Genomic DNA, 16,490 nt, shown 5'->3' with positions numbered 1-16,490 from the left:
TTCAGAACGTGGGACGTACAGGGCCGGCAATGCCGCATGCGATGCGGGGCTGGCAAGCGGGTCCACCCATGCAGACATCCGCCAACCCTTCCGAGGGAACCGCGATGTCGGACGGCTCGCCGCCACGCATCGCCGTCTGGCCGATCCGGCAGCGCTTGGCCAAGGCCCAGCAGCAGGCCACACCAAGGGCGGCGAGAGCCAGGCACGGCAGCGCCGCCAGTTCGCCGGAGAGCATTCCCTGCGAGACCTGCGCCAAGGCCGCACCAAGGGCGATGCCGCAATTCGCGGTGGCCTTGATGGCCCCTTGGGCTTTGCCGGCCGACAGCTGGTCGAGCATGGCGTAGACGTTGCCAAAGCATGCGCACAAAAAGCCCACCGTGAACATGGTCGAGCCGAGTAGCCAAGGGTTCGATGGCGGCGCAATGAGTATCCATGCCCACAGGGCGAAGGCGGCGAGAGGGACTCGGCGAGCGACCTTATTGCGGGCCTTGGCCTTGTCGCCTATGCCGCCCCATGCCAGCGAGCCCAAGGCGAAACCTCCAACCATCGCCGAGACCACCATGCCCGCGGCTTGGCTGTCGATGCCGAGGGAGCGGGCGAGTTGGTGCGCTCCGAAGCCGGCGAAGGCGTGGAAAGCGCCCGCCAGGCCCGCCAGGGCTCCGGCCGCGAGATAGACCTCCGAGTGGCGAAGAGAGTCGAGGAAGGCCGGAAAAGCCTTGCGGGCCGCCGTCCGGATGCTGTCGCCCGGAGAGTCCTTGGGCGCGAGGACCAGGGTCGCCAGGCCGGCAATGGCAGAGCCCACCGCCAACGCCCACCACGCTTGGCGCCAGCCGACCAGGTCGAGGGCGAATTCGAGTGGGGCTCCGGAGGCGACGCCGCCGATGTTCCCGATGAGAAGGGCACGACCGAGCGCCGAGCTCGAATGGCTGCCAAAGGATTTGCTGCAGTAGGAGATCAAGGCGAGAAAGACACTCACGGCCCCGGCGGCGCACAGGCCTCGGGCGCCGGCCATCATCCAAGGGGTGCTCGCCGAGGCGAACAAACCGGCTCCGATCGCCATGGCCGCGCTGCCCCAGGCGGACACGCGCCGAGATCCGGCCGCGTCGACCAGGATGCCGGCTGGGATCTGAAAGCCGAGGTAAACCCAGAAAAAGGCCGACCCGATCCAGGCCAGGCATTCGGTGCTCAGCGCGCCGTCGTGGCCGAGGATCGAGGAGACCTCCGAGAAGGATGTGCGGTGAAACATGGCCAGCGCGTAGGCCAGGCTGAGGGCGATGGCGGCGCGACGCGTAGTGCTGGTTTGCATGTCAGGATGTCAGTCGGGGCAGACATAGACCGTGTCGAGTGGGACACAGACGTTCTGGTCTGCAGCCTGGGGTAACGCTGGATACGACAACCACAGGAACACCGCCATCAACACGGCCGCACCCAGCGCCAGAATTTCAGGCAAATACTTTTTCATGGCGGTTCACTCAACTTTGTCCAGACGGCTAACCAGACGCCGTACCGGGAGACGCAACGCAAGACAAGTCCCTGCGCTGTTGGACACCCAAGCCAATTCCGCACCAATAGCCTGGGCGCGGTGCCGTTGATTGGGCAAGCCCCTGCCCTTGCTTTCGGCCTGCTGTGGGAGCAAAAATCCGCATCCGTTGTCGCACACGCTGACGACAACGTGATCGTTCTGCTCGTACGTAGCCACCCTGATTTCGGTGGCATGGGCGTGCCTGCTGATGTTGGTAAATGCCTCCTGCAGGATCCGCAGGATGTGCAGCGAGGATGGGGGCTCCAGCCATTCGAGCGCAGGGACCTTTTGGACTTCCCATTTCAAGCGGATGCCACTCGCCTCCAGGCCCGGGCCCAGCCGAAACCGCAAGGTCGCAAGCAGGAGCAACAGATCGGCGTCCACCGGTTCCATGGAATCAATCGCCAGCTTCAGATCGTCAATGCAACTTCTGAGTACCCGCGTGACCGCTGCTTCGTCCAGGTGGCCGTGCTCCACGACCCGCAAGGCACTGATCAGGGAAAAGCCCACGCCGTCGTGCATGTCCTGCATCAGGCGCTGCCGTTCCTGGCTGAGGATTTGGCGGCGCTCACTCTCGCGCAGTCGCAGATGGATCTCGGTCAGTTCTGCCCCTCTGGCTTGCAACAGTGCCGGACCGGTTACGGTGGGTAGCCCGGCAAGCAAGCCGGCCACGCGTCGGCCAAACAGTTGCCTCACCGTCAGCAGCAATGCGACTGTGGGGGCGGTGAGCATGGCTCTGTAACCCAAGTCCATCACAAGCGTCCTTACCATAGGTGGTTCGGCGCAAGATTAGGCTGTCCCTCTGACCTCAGCGTCATCGGAAGCAATGAGCCACGCACACTTTTTTGCACGGCCGCATATAGATCGCAAGCATGTTCTAAGGGCATCCCTGAGGGCAAAACCAGGGATTCCCCAGCGCCGCATCCGGGCCCCTCTCCGACAGTCCGGCCATCGCGCGTCTGGCGCCAGACGCGCGGCCACCCCCGTATTTTCGGCAAGACTGTTCCATCACCGTATGATCGGCCACGGGGCTGCGCATCCGGGCAGCGTCTTCTGCTCTCACCACTGACCCAGCCTGGAGAACACAGCCGAAGCTATGCCACCGCCCACCGCCTTTTTCGCCCGACTGGCAGGGGTCACGCTGCTGTACGTGGCCACCGCGAAGGCCGGGCTGTTGTTGGCCGTGGTGGGCCACACCGTTACGCTGGTTTGGGCACCGAGCGGAATCGCGCTGGCGGCGCTGCTGGCCTATGGCTACCGCATGGCGTTCGGCGTGGCCATCGGCGCTTTCATCGCCAACGCCTGGAGCGAGCTTCCGCTGGCGGCGGCCGCCGGCATCGCCGCGGGCAACACCCTCGAAGCTCTGGCCGGTGCCTTCCTGCTGTTGCGCTTGGCCGGCTTTCGCAACGCGCTGGACCGTCGCAGGGACGTGTTCGCGCTGATCCTGCTAGCCGCCGTCTGCGCCACCATGCTCAGCGCTTTTGTGGGCGTGGCCACGCTGTCTCTGGGGAAGGTCATCGCCGCGGGCGACTACGCCACCGTATGGCTCAAGTGGTGGCTGGGTGACATGATGGGGGTGCTGGTGGCGGCACCGCCACTGCTGGTCTGGCTCAGCCGGACAAGGCCACGACTCTCGCCGGCGAAGGCCTTCGAAGCCTGCTGTCTCGCGGTGGCGCTGACAGCCGTCAGCCTCAACATCTTCGGTGCGCCCGAACTGGCAGTGCAGGGTTTTTATCCGGCCTCGCTGGCGGTCTTTCCCTTCATCATCTGGGGCGCTCTGCGCTTTGACCAATGGGGTGCCAGCCTGGTCACCCTCATCGTCTCGCTACTAGCCGTGTGGTGCACGACGCACGGGACCGGGCCGTTCGTGGTGGCAGAACCGGTGGATAGCCTGGTGCGCTGGTGCGCCTTCGCCATCGTGCTGGCCGTGACCGGGCTGTTGCTGGCCGCTTCGGTGGCCGAGCAACGCCGCGCGCAGGTCGAGCTCAAGAGCTCGCATGACCAGTTGGAGCAGCGCGTCTTAGCGCGCACCCGGGACCTGGCCCAGACCAACATCGATCTGCGCAAGGAAATGACGGAGCGCCGGCGGCTGGAAGCCTCGCTGATCCGCATCAGCGAAGAGCAGCAGCAAAACATGGGCCGCGAACTGCACGACGGCCTGGGCCAGCAACTGACCGGGCTGGCGCTGTTCAGCGCCACCTTGCGGCACAGGCTGGAAGAACAGGCCTTGCCGGAGGCAGAGCTGGCCGGCCGCATTGTCGAGCAGGTCCATCAGGCCACGGCCGTAGTCCGTTCGGTAGCGCACGGACTCTACCCTTCCGAGTTGGAATTCGATGGCCTACCCGCGGCCCTGGCCCGGCTCGCCGAAGACACACTGTCGCTGCAAGGCCTGCGGTGCACTTTTCAAAGCGATGCAGGGGTGCAGGTGGACGACGCGCTGGTGGCGATCAATCTGTACCGCATTGCACAGGAGGCCGTGCACAACGCCGTGAAGTACAGCCGGGCCAGCGAGCTGCGGATCGCGCTGACACAGAGCCAGGGCCGGCACCAGCTCGTGGTGAGCGACAACGGTATCGGCATGAATCTTGCGACTTCGCAGCGGGGCCGCGGCATCGGCATGCACAGCATGCGCTACCGGGCCAGCCTGCTCGGCGGCCATTTCGACATCGCCCCAAACGCACCGAGCGGCACAACCATTCGCGTCACTTATCCGGACCAGAAGGTGCAAAGTGAGCAACAACATGGTGCATAAACCGGGAGCCACCCGCATTCTGATGGTGGACGACCATCCAATCGTGCGCGAGGGCATGGCCTTGTTCCTCAATGCCCAGCCCGATCTCCACCTTTGCTGCGAAGCCGGCAGCACCGAAGAAGCCCTGGATGCCATGCTGCGCTGCGACCCAGCGCTAGCCATCGTCGACATATCGCTCAAAAAGGATTCAGGCCTGGACCTGATCAAGACACTGCGCCAACGCCACCCCACGGTGAAGCTGCTGGCCATGAGCCAGCACGACGAGTCCATCTTTGCCGAACGCGCGCTGCGCGCGGGCGCCAACGGCTACCTGATGAAGCAGGAGGCGACCGCGCATGTGCTGCTGGCGGTGCGCAAGGTGCTGGCGGGAGAGATCTACCTCAGCGCGGCCATGCACAGCCGACTATCGCAGCAATTGGCCGCACCGCGCCGCTCGACCCCGAGCTTGGTGTCAGCGCTGACCGAGCGCGAATTCGAGATCCTGCTGCTGCTCAGCAGTGGACTCGGTACCCGCGAAATCTCCGAAAAACTCAACCGCAGCGTCAAGACGATAGAGACCCACCGCGCCAGCCTGAAGGACAAGCTGCAGCTCAAGAACGGCGCGGAACTACTGCGCTTTGCCGTGCAGTGGCTGGAGAGCCGCTGAAGCACGCGCGACCTCTCTGACGCGGGTGCAAAGCCTACTGGCAGACGCCGGCTACGTCGACGCGCCATTCGCGCAGGGCGGATGCGACATCCTGGGTGGACACGTCTCGGTGCAGATCGCCAAGCGCAGCGAACTGCACACCTTCAAGGTCATGCCCCCGCGCCGGTCACTGTGGCGCGGTCGGCGCCAGATGCGACAGGGCCGTGCCGTCTGCCTTGGCGAGCGCCAGGTGCTCAGCCTCCTTGTGCTGCCGCCACCAGGCCAGCATGGCATTGAAGTCGCCATCGAACTTGCGCTGTTTCAGCGCCTCGGTAAGGCTGCCGCAAGTAATCGCGGCGCCCGTGTCGATGAGACCGATCGTCGCCGCGTGGTCGCAGAGCCAGAAGACTTTCTCGAGCTCGGTCAAGCGCAATTCGGTGCCGCTGATCGCTTGCGCGCTGCTCGGCGCGAACCAGCCCGTCGCGCCGGCGGCGATCAGCACCGCGGCAGCAGCCTTCATCGCCGGCGAACGCCGGCCCGTGATCGCACGGCAGAGCCGCTCGGTGACTTCCCATTCCTTGTGACGCGTGGCCTGCATGGTGTTCTCCGGTAGTTGCAAAAGGTATAGCCGATCCGCAATGGCGTGCCTTGGGCACGGCTATCAGCTTAGGCAATCGGCCTGGTCACCGCGTCATCTGAAGCGATGATGCGCAGAGCCCGCCAGGCAAAGGCACGCCTCGCCTGGATCGCAATCTCCCGGGCAGCCACGGCGGCCCATGGCGCTTGCGAATTTCGCCTTTTACTGCCACGTTCAACCCATGCCGATTGCACCTCAACGTGGCCTTAAAGAGATCGTAAACACGTTCTAAGGGAATCCCTTAGGGCAGAACCAGGGATTCCCGTCGCCGCATCGGGGACCTTCTCCGATGGCCCGGCCACCCCCAAAAACCTACAGTCTGCACAAGCATGGCGATGGCGCCTCCGTGATCTTGACGCCACGGCCGTGCCATTCACCGCCGAAAACGCGGTGCACGTCGGACCAGCCTTCCCTTGCACCGGCACAGGGAGGCAAACCACAGGGAGCCACAGAATGCAAAACGCATCCAGCCACGCCTACACCAGCTACCCAACTGATCCACTCGGCAACATGCCCGGCGCCATCTCGCACCTGCCGGACATATCCGCACCCGTGCTATCTGAGCTTATTGGTGAGATCTATGACTGCGCACTCGATCCGCAGCGCTGGCCGGCCACCTGCCGAAAGATTGCAGACCTGTGCGCAGGCATCGGAGGTGGCATATGCGTTCATGATCTACAGCACCAGCAGAACGACCAACTATTTGTGTTCGGCTACCAGCCGGAATTTCTGCAACGGCTGGGAAGCCAATACGCGCAGAGCCCCATGGCCGCCTCGGATGTGGTGTCGAATATCGGCGATGTCAGCGCTCTTTCCATGGAGCGCCACCATTTGCGCGGCAGCCGGTTTTTCCACGAGGTATTGGAGCCGTTTGGGCTACTGGACATGATCTGGTTTCCTGCCTTGCGCACCGGCGGGCGCATGGCCTCCCTGCATGCCTCGCGCAGCGTGGACTCCCCGCATTTTCAGGAGCGCGATGTCGGTCTGTTCAAACTGCTGTCACCCCACGTCAACCGTGCGCTGACCATCTCCGATGCGCTGGATATCAGAACACTGCGATCGGAAATCCTGGAAAAGACACTGGATGGACTGGCCGCCGGTGTTTTCCTCACCACGCACGATGGCCGCGTCGTTTACATGAACCAAGCCGCCGAGCAGCAGGTGGCGAACGGCAAATCGATCCGTATGGTCCATCAACGCGTTGTACCCACGAATGCCGCAGCGCGCACTGAACTGTCCAGGGCGATTGAACAGGCATCGCGCGACGCCGCCGATGCAGATGTGGGGCCCAAGTCCGTGGCGATACCGAATGGTGTCAGTGGCGGCTACGTGGCAACGCTGCTGCCGATCGCAAGCGGCCTTCGCCACGGGATGCTGGCACCCTTTGCTGCGTCGGTTGCCATCTTCACGCAGGATCCCGTCCTGGTGCCACCGATGCCCGGCGAGGCCTTCGCCAGGTTGCATGGGTTGACTGGCGGCGAACTGCGGGTGTTGATGGCGCTTTCCCAGGGCATAGCAGGCACGGAAGTGGCCGACATGCTGGGCATCAGCGAACCCACTGTTCGCACCCACCTGCAACACATCTTTTCCAAGACCGGCACCTCCAGGCAGGCCGACCTGCTGCGCATGCTGCACCACTCGACGCCGCCCATCCGCACCCAGCCCGCGGCGCCTCGCATTCCCGCAAATGCGTCTGCTCTCAAGACGGCCGCAATTGTTTAAGCTTCTGGCTGAGGCCGAGTCTCTGCATACGCATTTATAAAAAAAAATGGCCGCCAGCGCAGATAGCACCTGCGCTGGCAGCTATATTTTTGATAGTCTTTCAGCTGAACCCGTTAACTGGGCAGTCGCTTTACTTCACCTGCGCCGCCTTGGCCGCCATGGCCTGCGCCAGCCCACCCCATTGCGCGCTGAACAGGCCGGCGTCCATAGTCTTGACGTTCTTCATGATGGGCTTGAAGCCCATGTGGGCGAGTACGTCGCGCTCCAGGTCCACACCCGGGGCAATCTCGGTCAGCTCCAGGCCGTCGGTGGTCAGCTGGAACACGGCACGCTCGGTGACGAACAGAACTTCCTGCTGGCGCAGCGCCGCGTCGTGGCCGTTGAAGGTGATCTGCTCAACCTTCTCGATGAACTTGCGCGACTTGCCTTCTTTGACGATGCTCAGCTGGCCGTCGGCGACCTTGACCTCCAGGCCGCCGGCGGTGAAGGTGCCGCAGAACACCAGCTTCTTGGTCGAGCGGGTGATGTTGACGAAGCCGCCGCAGCCCACCGGGCGACCGTTGAACTTGCTGACGTTGACGTTGCCCCAGTAGTCCGCCTGGGCCAGGCCCAGGAAGCTGGCGTCCAGGCCACCGCCGTCGTAGAAGTCGAACTGCAGCGACTGCTCGATGATGGCGTCGGCGTTATAGGCCACGCCGAAGTCGCCCAGCTGCGCCGGGATGCCGCCGGTGATACCGCTCTCGATGCTCAGCGTCAGCTGGTCCGACACGCCCTCTTCCGCCGCCACCGACGGCACGCCGGCGGGGATGCCGATGCCGAGGTTGGTGATGGCGCCGGGGGTCAGCTCCATGGCGGTGCGGCGGGCGATGACCTTGCGCTCGTCCAGCGCCATGGGCTCCAGCGAGTTGACCGGCACGCGCACATCGCCGCACAGCGCGGGGTTGAACTGGGTGGCGATGGTCTGCATGTGGTTCTCGGGCTTGCTGAGCACTACGTAGTCCACTGACACGCCGGGGATCTTCACCGCCTTGGGGTGCAAGCTGCCGGCCTTGACGATGCGCTCGACCTGCACGATGACGATGCCGCCGCAGGCCTTGGCCGCGTGGGCAATGTTGATCTGCTCGAGCAGCATGCCTTCCTTGTCCAACGTGATGTTGCCGTTCTCGTCGGCCACGGTGCCGCGGATGATGGCCACGTCGATCTTGGGCGTGGGGTAGAACAGCCATTCTTCGCCATTGAATTCGACCAGCTTGACCAGATCTTCGGTGGACTTGCTGTTGAGCTTGCCGCCTTCGATGCGCGGGTCGACAAAGGTGCCCAGGCCCACCTTGGTCAGCAGGCCGGGGCTGCGGCTGGCGATGTGGCGCGTCAGGTGCGACAGGCTGCCCTGCGGGAAGTTGTAAGCCTCGACCTGGCCTTCGAACACCATCTTCATCATCTCGGCACCGGTCTGGCCGAAGTGGCCGGCCACGGTGCGCTTAATCATGCCGGCGTGCGCAAAGTGCACCATACCCGCATCCTTGCTGTTGCCAATGGCGCCGCAGGCCCAGGTGGTGACGTTGCGCGGGTGGCCGGTGTCCAGAAAGGTTTGCTCCACGCCTTTGAGCACTTCTTCCGGCAGGCTGGTGACGGCCAGGCCGCCGAGGAAGATGGTGGCGTTGTCTTGGATAAGGGCGCCGGCTTGGGCGGCGGTGATGATTTTCATGTCGGTCTTTCAGGAATTCGGAATTAAGCGTCGGGGTTCTCAATGAGTAAAGCCATGCCCTGGCCGCCGCCCACACAGGCGCTGGAGATGCCGTAGCGCAGGCCGCGGCGGCGCAGTTCGCGCGCCAGGGTCACGGTGAGACGCACGCCGGTCGCGGCCAGCGGATGGCCGAGGGCGATGGCGCCGCCGTTGACGTTGAGTTTGTCGCGGTCCAGGCCGAGTTCGCGTTCCACCGCAATGGTTTGCGCGCCCTGGGCTTCGTTGATTTCAAACAGGCCGATGTCGGACAGCTGCAGGCCGCAGCGCTCCAGCAAGGCGCGGATGGCAGGCGCCGGGCCAATGCCCATCAGCTCGGGCGGCACACCGGCGGCAGCCGCACCGCGCAAGCGGGCCAAAGGCTTCAAACCGTTCTTGCGCACGTAGGCATCGCTGGCGACCAGCGAACCCACCGCGCCATCGACCAGGGCCGAGCTATTGCCCGCGGTTTGCACGCCACCGGGGTAGACGGTGCGCAAACCGGCCAGGGCTTCGATGGGCGAGGGGCGCGGATGGGTGTCGCGGTCGAGCTGGGCGACTTTGCGCGGCAGCTGGATGCCGCGGGTGACGTAGCCGTCCAGTTCAAATTTCTCGCTGACGACGGGCACGATTTCGCCTGCGTGGAAGCCGTCGGCCTGGGCCTTCAGCGCACGCTCGAACGACAGGGCCGCAAACGCGTCCACGTCGGCACGCGTAACGCCGTATTTCTTGGCCAGGTTTTCGGCGGTCTCGATCATGGTCACCGGGCCGGCGGTGTCGATCAGGGCTTCCATCAGAAAGTCCTTGAACTCCACCGGCGCGCCCAGCTTGAAGCCGGTGCGGTGGGTGTAGGCGGCAATCGGGTTGCGCGTCATCGACTCGGCGCCGACCACCAGGGCCAGCTCAGCATAGCCGAGGGCGATCTGGTCGGCAGCCTGGCGGAACAGCTCGAAGCCGGTGCCGCAGATGCGCTGCACCAGGATGGCCGGCACGGCGATGGGCACGCCCGCATACAGACCGATGTGGCGCGGCAGACAAAAGGCGTCGAAGTCGGCCTGGGCCATGGAGCCGGTGATGACCGAATCCACATCGGCGGCCGGCACGCCGCTGCGCTCCAGTACCGCGCGGGCCACCTTGATGCCGGTGTCGGTGGGCGACACATGGCCCAGCGGGCCGCAGTAGTCGACCAGGGGGGTGCGTACGCCGTCAACAATCCAGGCGTCCAGTTTGGCGGAAAAGTGTTGCATGGTTTAAGCCTTTGTACTGTCGGTGACGCGCAAGATGGTGGCATAGCCGCTATCGCCGGCTGCGCAGCCGGTGAACAGGCCCACGCCGCCGCCGCGCAGCACCAGCTCTTCGATCAGCTCGATGATGGCGCGCATGCCGGTGGGGGCCTGCGGATGGCCCCAGATGATGGAGCTGCCATAGTTGTTCATCTTCTCCCAGGCAAAGCCGGTATCGCGCGCCAGGGCGATGTCGTTCACGGCAAACGGATTGTGGGTTTTGATGGCATCAATGTCTTTGATGGTCAAGCCGGCGTTCTTCATGGCATTGAAGCTGGCCGGCGATGGCGCCATGGGCATGTAGCCGGGCTCGGCGCGGGCCATGCCGAAGCCCAGGATTTCGATTTCGATATGCGGGTTGGTGGATGCGGCACGGGCCAGGTCACGCGTGGTGACGATGGCGCCGGCATTGCCGTCGGCCGGGTGCGTCTGGCCACCGAAGGTCACCGTACCGCCCTCCTTCACCGGCTTGAGCTTGGCCAGGCCTTCGGCGGTGGTGGGGAAGATGCCTTCGTCGGCAGCCAGCACGCCGGTCTGCTTGCGGAACTTGGAGTCGGTCAGCGGCACATCGACCATGTAGCGCTTCTGGAACGCGCGGTCATCGGCCAGCGCCTGCAGGTACTGGGTGTAGCGGTGCAGCTTGACCTCGTGCTGCTCGCTGGTACTGATGCCATAGCGCGCGGCCACGTTCTCGCCGGTTTGCAGCATCGGGTTCTTGGCGTAGGGGTCATGGCCCATGTTGTCGGGCACCCAGTGCTCGCTGATGCCGTAGCCGCCACTGCCGCTGGAATCGGGGTAATACACCACCGGGCCGTTCGACTGGCGGTCGGCCATCACCAGCAGCGCACTGGTGGCGGTGCCGCAGACCACCTCTTGCGCCGCCATCTGCAGGGCCCGCACGCTGGTGGCGCAGGCCTGTTGGATGGTCGGGCCGGCCACGCGGTCTATGCCCATCATGCCGGTAACCCAAGGCAGGCCATAGAAGCTGCCTTTTTGCGGGTTGGTCAGGCCCAGGATGGCCAGGTCGATCTGCGCCAAGTCATAGCCGCGGGCCGCCAGGGCTTGCTTGCCCACGCTGGCCGCCAGGGGCAAGGCATTCAGGTTGGCCAGCGCGCCCTGCCACTTGGCGAATGGCGACGACCAGTAAATACCGTAAGGGATATAGGCGTTCATGGCGGATTCCTTGCTGTGTTTTTTGGCAAATTTAGTTATTTATCATAATCAAATTGAGACCCCAAATAACTAGGGAAAGCACTTAGTATTGAGTGCCTTTAATGCCTTGTTTTAGTTATTTTCCATAACCATAATTCAACCAACTAACGTACCTCAGCATGACTACACACAACCCCGACATCACCCTGGAAATCCGCGGCAACGAGCAGGAAGTCGCCGTGATCCGCCTGTCCCGCCCTGCCAAGCGCAATGCCTTGAACGACGGCCTGGTGCTGGCGCTGCGCAACCTGATGGACGGCCTGCCCTCCAGCGTGCGCGCCGCAGTGATCGACGGCGAAGGCGAGCATTTCTGCTCCGGCCTGGACCTGAGCGAACTCAAGGAACGCGACGCCGGCCAGGGCCTGCAGCATTCACGCATGTGGCATGCGGCGCTGGAACGCGTGCAGTTCGGCCCGGTGCCTGTCGTCGCCGCGCTGCACGGCGCGGTGGTCGGCGGCGGCCTGGAGCTGGCCAGCGCCTGCCACATCCGCGTGGCCGATGAATCCACCTTCTACGCCTTGCCCGAAGGCTCGCGCGGCATCTTTGTCGGCGGCGGCGGCGCGGTGCGCATTCCGCGCCTGATCGGCACTGCCCGCATGACCGACATGATGATGACCGGCCGCGTCTACAACGCGGTCGACGGCGAACGGGTCGGCTTCGCCCAGTACCTGGTGCCCACCGGCCAGGCCTTTACCAAGGCCTTCGAGCTGGCCGAGCGCATCGCCCAGAACGCCCCGCTGACCAATTACGCGCTGATGCACGCCCTGCCGCGCATCGCCGAGCAGCCGTCCGACCAGGGCCTGATGACCGAGGCCATGATGGCCGCCATCGCCCAGAGCGCGCCCGAAGCCAAGGCCCGTGTGCGCGCCTTCCTGGACGGCAAGGCCGCCAAGGTCCAAAAAGCGTAATCGAGACTGCCGCATGTCCGCCCCCCAATACCGCCCACTGCGCTTCGGCGTCACCCAGGTCACCACCCGTGACACGCCCGACGGCGTGCGTTATGTGCGGGCCGCACAGGACCTGGAGCCCTACCCCACGCGCCTGACCGACCGGCTGGCCCACTGGGCGCAAACCACGCCTAACCACACCTGGATGGCCCAGCGCGTGAAGAACACCGACGGCAGTCTGGGCGAATGGCGCCACATCAGCTACGCCGAAGCCTGGCAGTCGGCCCGCAACATCGCCCAAGCCTTGCTGGGCATGGGCCTGGGCGATGACCGCCCCATCGCCATCCTCAGCGAAAACGACCTGGACCACGCCCTGCTGTCGCTGGGCGCCCTGGTGGCCGGCATTCCGCAGTGCACGATTTCCACCGCCTACTCCACCATCAGCCAGGACTACGACAAACTGCGCCACGCGCTGGACACCCTGACCCCGGGCCTGGTATTTGCCAGCAACGGCAGCCGCTTTGCCCGCGCCATCAACGCCACCGTGGGCGCCGATGTCAAGGTGGTACTGGGCTCGGGCAGCATCGAAGGCCGGGACACAATTCCCTTCAGCGATCTGTTGAACACGCCGGCCACGCCCGCTGTGGACGCCGCCCATGCGGCCATCGGTGGCGACAGCATTGCCAAATTCATGTTCACCTCCGGCTCGACCAAGCTGCCCAAGGCGGTGGTCGTCACCCACCGCATGTGGAGCGCGAATCTGCAGCAGATGAACCAGTCCATGCCGGTGCTGGCCGAGCCTGGCCTGGTGCTGGTCGACTGGCTGCCCTGGAACCACACTTTTGGCGGCAACCACAACTTCGGCATCGTCATCTACAACGGCGGCACGCTGTACCTAGACGAGGGCAAGCCCACGCCCAAGGGCATGGCCGAGACCATCCGCAACCTGCGCGAAATCGCGCCCACGGTGTACTTCAACGTGCCCACCGGCTTCGAGGTGCTGGCCGAGGCCATGCAGACCGACGACCAGCTGCGCCAAAAGCTGCTGAGCCGGGTGAAGATGTTCTTCTTTGCCGCCGCCGCCCTGTCGCAGCCGATCTGGGACTCGCTATTTGCCAGCGCCGAGCGCGAGGTGGGCGAGCGCATTGTGATGAATACCGGCCTGGGCATGACCGAAGGCACGCCCTTCTGCATCGCCGTCAACAGCCCAAATGTGAAGGCCGGCTACATCGGCGTGCCCACGCCGGGCCTGGAACTCAAACTGGTGCCCACCGACGGCAAGACCGAGGTGCGCTACCGCGGCCCCAACATCACCCCCGGCTACTGGCGCAACCCCGAAGCCACCAAGGAGAGCTTTGACGAAGAAGGTTTTTACTGCTCGGGCGACGCAGTGCAGTGGATCGATGAAAACGACCTGCACCAGGGCCTGAAGTTCGACGGCCGGATTGCCGAAGACTTCAAGCTCAGCACCGGCACCTTTGTCAGCGTCGGCCCGATGCGCGCCAAGATCATTGCCGCCGGCGCGCCCTATGTGCAGGACGCGGTGCTGACCGGCATCAATTGCAAGGAAGTCGGCGCGCTGATTCTGCCCACGCCGGCCTGCCGCAGCCTGAGCGGCCTGCCTGACAGCGCCAGCCTGCAAGAGGTGCTGGAAAGCGCCCCGGTACAAGCCCACTTCCAGCAGGTTGCCAACCGGCTGGCCGCCGAATCCACCGGCAGCGCCACCCGCGTGGCCCGCATCCACCTGATGGCCGAGCCGCCCTCGCTGGACAAGGGCGAGATCACCGACAAGGGCTCGATCAACCAGCGCGCCGTGCTCAAGCACCGCGCCGACCTGGTCGCGGCCCTGCACGACGGCAGCCTGCCTTTCACTATCCAACCCCAATAACCCAACTTAAAAACACAACCCCAAGCCACAGCTAGAACGTACGCCCCAGAGATACCGAGGAACCGGCTTTGCCGGGCCTCTGGTATCGCCCCCTGCAAGGGGGTTGGCGTAGCAAAGCGAAGCCTGGGGGTGAGCCAAAGGAAACCACCACATGCAAATCCAAGGACAAGCCGCCCTCGTCACCGGAGCCGCCTCCGGCCTGGGCGAAGCCACCGCCCGCGAACTGGCCCGCCTGGGCGCCAAGGTCGCAGTACTCGACGTCAACATCGCCCTGGCCGAAAAGGTTGCGGCCGAAATTGGTGGCATCGCCTGCCAGTGCGACATCACCAGCGCCGACAGCGTGACCGCCGCCATCGACAAAGCCGCTGCCGCCCACGGCCCGGCCCGCATCCTGATGAACGTGGCCGGCATCGGCGGCGCCAAGCGCGTGGTGCAAAAAGACGGCAGCGCGGCCCCGCTGGACGCCTTCAGCAAGGTCATCGCCGTCAACCTGATCGGCAGCTACAACATGACCCGCTTGTTCGCCGCCGCCTGCGCCAAGCTCGACGCGCTGGAAGACGGCGCCCGCGGCGTGATCCTGTTCACCGCCTCGGTCGCGGCCTTCGACGGCCAGGTCGGCCAACAGGCTTACAGTGCATCCAAGGGCGGCCTGGTCGGCATGACACTGCCGATGGCACGCGACCTGGCGCAGTACGGCATCCGCGTCTGCACCGTGGCGCCCGGCCTGTTTGCCACACCATTGATGAAAGAGCTGCCCGAAGCCGTGCAGGCCTCGTTGGCCGCCAGCATCCCGTTCCCGTCGCGCCTGGGCAAGCCCTCCGAATTCGCCGAGCTGGCCGCCCACATCGTGACCAACGGCCATTTGAACGGCGAAGTGATACGCCTGGACGGCGCGCTGCGCATGGCGCCGCGTTGATAAATTTATAAGAAAAGAGCTGCCAGCGCATATACCACCTGCACCGAAAGCTATACAAATAAGAGCAGGCTCGATGCCCACCACCGAAGCCATGCCACCCCAGAACATCAAGGCCGCTGCGCATCTGCAGCGGGATGTACCACCCGAAGGAGACAACATGCAAGCCCCCAAGAACCGCCCCCAACGCCTCAACCGACACTTCCGCCCCCTGGCCATCGCACTGATCGGCGCTGGCGCCTTTGCCGCCCACGCCCAGACGGCGGCACCGAGTTCCAGCGTCAACTTGTACGGGCTGATCGACGTGGGCGTGGAACACGTCAGCAAGGTCAACGGGGTGGGTGGCATCACCCGCATGCCCAGCAATACCAGCTCGCTGCCATCGCGTGTGGGCTTTCGCGGTACCGAAGACCTGGGCGACGGCCTGAAGGCCCAGTTCGTGCTGGAAATGGGCTTTGCCCCCGATACCGGCGCGTCCGGCCAGGGCGGACGCTTGTTCGGCCGCCAGGCCAACGTCGGCCTGGCCGGCTCTTGGGGTAGCGTTACCCTGGGCCGCCAGTATTCCACGCTGTTCTGGTCGATCCAGGACTCGGACGTGATCGGGCCAGCCGTGTACGCCATTGGCTCGCTCGACTCCTACATCCCCAATTCGCGGGCCGACAACTCCATCGGCTACCGTGGCACCTTCAGCGGCTTCACCGTGGGCGCCGAATACAGCCTGGGCCGTGACACCGTGAACGCCGGCCCCAGCCCGGCCGGCACCAACTGCGCCGGCGAAAGCGGCACTGACAAGCAGGCCTGCCGCCAGTGGTCGGCCACCGCCAAATACGACACCCCCAACTGGGGCGCCGTGCTGACCTATGACACCTTGAATGGCCGCACCCCCACCGGCCCCACCGACGTGATTTTCGGCGGCCTGAACAGCAGCAGCACCAGTGACAGCCGCACGCTGGTGGCCGGCTACTTCAAGGTGGCGGGCGCCAAGATCGGCGGCGGCGTGATCCGCCGCGACAACGAAGGCAGCCTGACCCGCCCCCGCAGCAAGCTGTGGTACCTGGGCGCGTCCTACCCGCTGACCCCCCAGCTGACTCTGGACGGCCAGTGGGCCAGCCTGCGCTATAGCAATGCCAACGACGTGAATTCGACCCTGCTGGCCGCGCGCCTGGTCTACAGCCTGTCCAAACGCACGGCCGTGTACGGCCAGGTGGGCCACATCAGCAACGACCGGCTGGTCAACGTGTCCGTCAGCGGTGGCGCAGCCGGCAGCAACCCGGCCCTCGGATCCTCACAAAACGGCATCAACTTTGGCGTTCGCCACGCGTTCTAAGC

The 16,490-nt window shown here is 64.8% G+C and carries 14 protein-coding genes and 1 pseudogene; 8 read left to right on the top strand and 7 right to left on the bottom strand.

From position 1 onward, the window contains the following. Window position 1: 1 nt before the first annotated feature. From J2X19_RS06405 to J2X19_RS06395, 3 genes are read right to left on the bottom strand one after another with little or no spacing between them, the layout of a single operon-like run. Entirely contained in the window at window positions 2–1,306 is a 1,305-nt protein-coding gene (locus J2X19_RS06405) for an MFS transporter (RefSeq protein ID WP_310371657.1), read from the bottom strand. Between the two features lie 9 nt (window positions 1,307–1,315). Further along, the gene (locus tag J2X19_RS06400) at window positions 1,316–1,462 is read right to left on the bottom strand and encodes a hypothetical protein (protein ID WP_310371655.1); all 147 of its coding nucleotides are present in this window, start codon (window positions 1,460–1,462) and stop codon (window positions 1,316–1,318) included. A 6-nt stretch (window positions 1,463–1,468) separates the two neighbouring features. After that, window positions 1,469–2,254 carry a sensor histidine kinase gene (locus J2X19_RS06395; protein WP_310371653.1) on the bottom strand — a complete coding sequence of 262 codons (786 nt, stop codon included), beginning with the start codon at window positions 2,252–2,254 and terminating at the stop codon, window positions 1,469–1,471. 364 nt (window positions 2,255–2,618) lie between these two features. Between J2X19_RS06395 and J2X19_RS06390 the strand changes: the two genes are divergently transcribed. The 3 genes and pseudogenes from J2X19_RS06390 to J2X19_RS06380 all read left to right on the top strand — a co-directional run. Continuing rightward, complete coding sequence (locus tag J2X19_RS06390; RefSeq protein ID WP_310371651.1) at window positions 2,619–4,274, top strand: MASE1 domain-containing protein; 1,656 nt, start codon at window positions 2,619–2,621, stop codon at window positions 4,272–4,274. Then, window positions 4,264–4,920: a response regulator gene (locus tag J2X19_RS06385; protein WP_310371649.1), complete on the top strand. Its 657-nt coding sequence runs from the start codon at window positions 4,264–4,266 to the stop codon at window positions 4,918–4,920. The genes J2X19_RS06390 and J2X19_RS06385 overlap by 11 nt, the downstream gene beginning before the upstream one ends. 16 nt (window positions 4,921–4,936) lie before the next feature. Beyond that, window positions 4,937–5,083: pseudogene (locus J2X19_RS06380) on the top strand (IS5/IS1182 family transposase); the annotation flags it as partial. A gap of 3 nt (window positions 5,084–5,086) precedes the next feature. On the opposite strand, the gene J2X19_RS06375 reads toward J2X19_RS06380, so the two are convergent. Next, a complete protein-coding gene (locus tag J2X19_RS06375; protein WP_310372667.1) occupies window positions 5,087–5,497 on the bottom strand; it encodes a hypothetical protein in 411 nt (136 codons plus the stop codon). 492 nt (window positions 5,498–5,989) lie between these two features. Here J2X19_RS06375 and J2X19_RS06370 point away from each other — a divergent pair, with 492 nt between their 5' ends. Then, a complete protein-coding gene (locus J2X19_RS06370; RefSeq protein ID WP_310371647.1) occupies window positions 5,990–7,258 on the top strand; it encodes a helix-turn-helix transcriptional regulator in 1,269 nt (422 codons plus the stop codon). Between the two features lie 130 nt (window positions 7,259–7,388). Here J2X19_RS06370 and J2X19_RS06365 read toward each other — a convergent pair whose 3' ends face one another. The 3 genes from J2X19_RS06365 to J2X19_RS06355 are packed head-to-tail and all read right to left on the bottom strand — an operon-like array spanning window position 7,389 to window position 11,434. Continuing rightward, window positions 7,389–8,963 carry an acyl CoA:acetate/3-ketoacid CoA transferase gene (locus tag J2X19_RS06365; RefSeq protein ID WP_310371645.1) on the bottom strand — a complete coding sequence of 525 codons (1,575 nt, stop codon included), beginning with the start codon at window positions 8,961–8,963 and terminating at the stop codon, window positions 7,389–7,391. Between the two features lie 23 nt (window positions 8,964–8,986). Continuing rightward, the gene (locus J2X19_RS06360) at window positions 8,987–10,225 is read right to left on the bottom strand and encodes a thiolase family protein (protein WP_310371644.1); all 1,239 of its coding nucleotides are present in this window, start codon (window positions 10,223–10,225) and stop codon (window positions 8,987–8,989) included. A gap of 3 nt (window positions 10,226–10,228) precedes the next feature. Continuing rightward, complete coding sequence (locus J2X19_RS06355; protein ID WP_310371641.1) at window positions 10,229–11,434, bottom strand: thiolase family protein; 1,206 nt, start codon at window positions 11,432–11,434, stop codon at window positions 10,229–10,231. Window positions 11,435–11,592: 158 nt separating this feature from the next. Between J2X19_RS06355 and J2X19_RS06350 the strand changes: the two genes are divergently transcribed. The 4 genes from J2X19_RS06350 to J2X19_RS06335 all read left to right on the top strand — a co-directional run bounded on the left by J2X19_RS06350 (window position 11,593) and on the right by J2X19_RS06335 (window position 16,488). Then, window positions 11,593–12,381 carry a crotonase/enoyl-CoA hydratase family protein gene (locus tag J2X19_RS06350; RefSeq protein WP_092758489.1) on the top strand — a complete coding sequence of 263 codons (789 nt, stop codon included), beginning with the start codon at window positions 11,593–11,595 and terminating at the stop codon, window positions 12,379–12,381. Window positions 12,382–12,394: 13 nt separating this feature from the next. After that, window positions 12,395–14,248 (top strand): feruloyl-CoA synthase, encoded by a 1,854-nt coding sequence (locus J2X19_RS06345; protein ID WP_310371639.1) that lies wholly within the window; start codon window positions 12,395–12,397, stop codon window positions 14,246–14,248. Between the two features lie 151 nt (window positions 14,249–14,399). Next, window positions 14,400–15,164 carry an SDR family NAD(P)-dependent oxidoreductase gene (locus J2X19_RS06340; RefSeq protein ID WP_310371637.1) on the top strand — a complete coding sequence of 255 codons (765 nt, stop codon included), beginning with the start codon at window positions 14,400–14,402 and terminating at the stop codon, window positions 15,162–15,164. A 157-nt stretch (window positions 15,165–15,321) separates the two neighbouring features. Beyond that, window positions 15,322–16,488, top strand: a complete 1,167-nt coding sequence (locus J2X19_RS06335) for a porin (protein ID WP_310372648.1) — start codon at window positions 15,322–15,324, stop codon at window positions 16,486–16,488. Window positions 16,489–16,490: the final 2 nt, after the last annotated feature.

Origin of the sequence: Rhodoferax ferrireducens (assembly GCF_031458075.1) — a bacterium.
Lineage (GTDB): Bacteria > Pseudomonadota > Gammaproteobacteria > Burkholderiales > Burkholderiaceae_C > Rhodoferax_B > Rhodoferax_B ferrireducens_A.
This window is presented reverse-complemented; position numbering and strand designations above follow the sequence as displayed.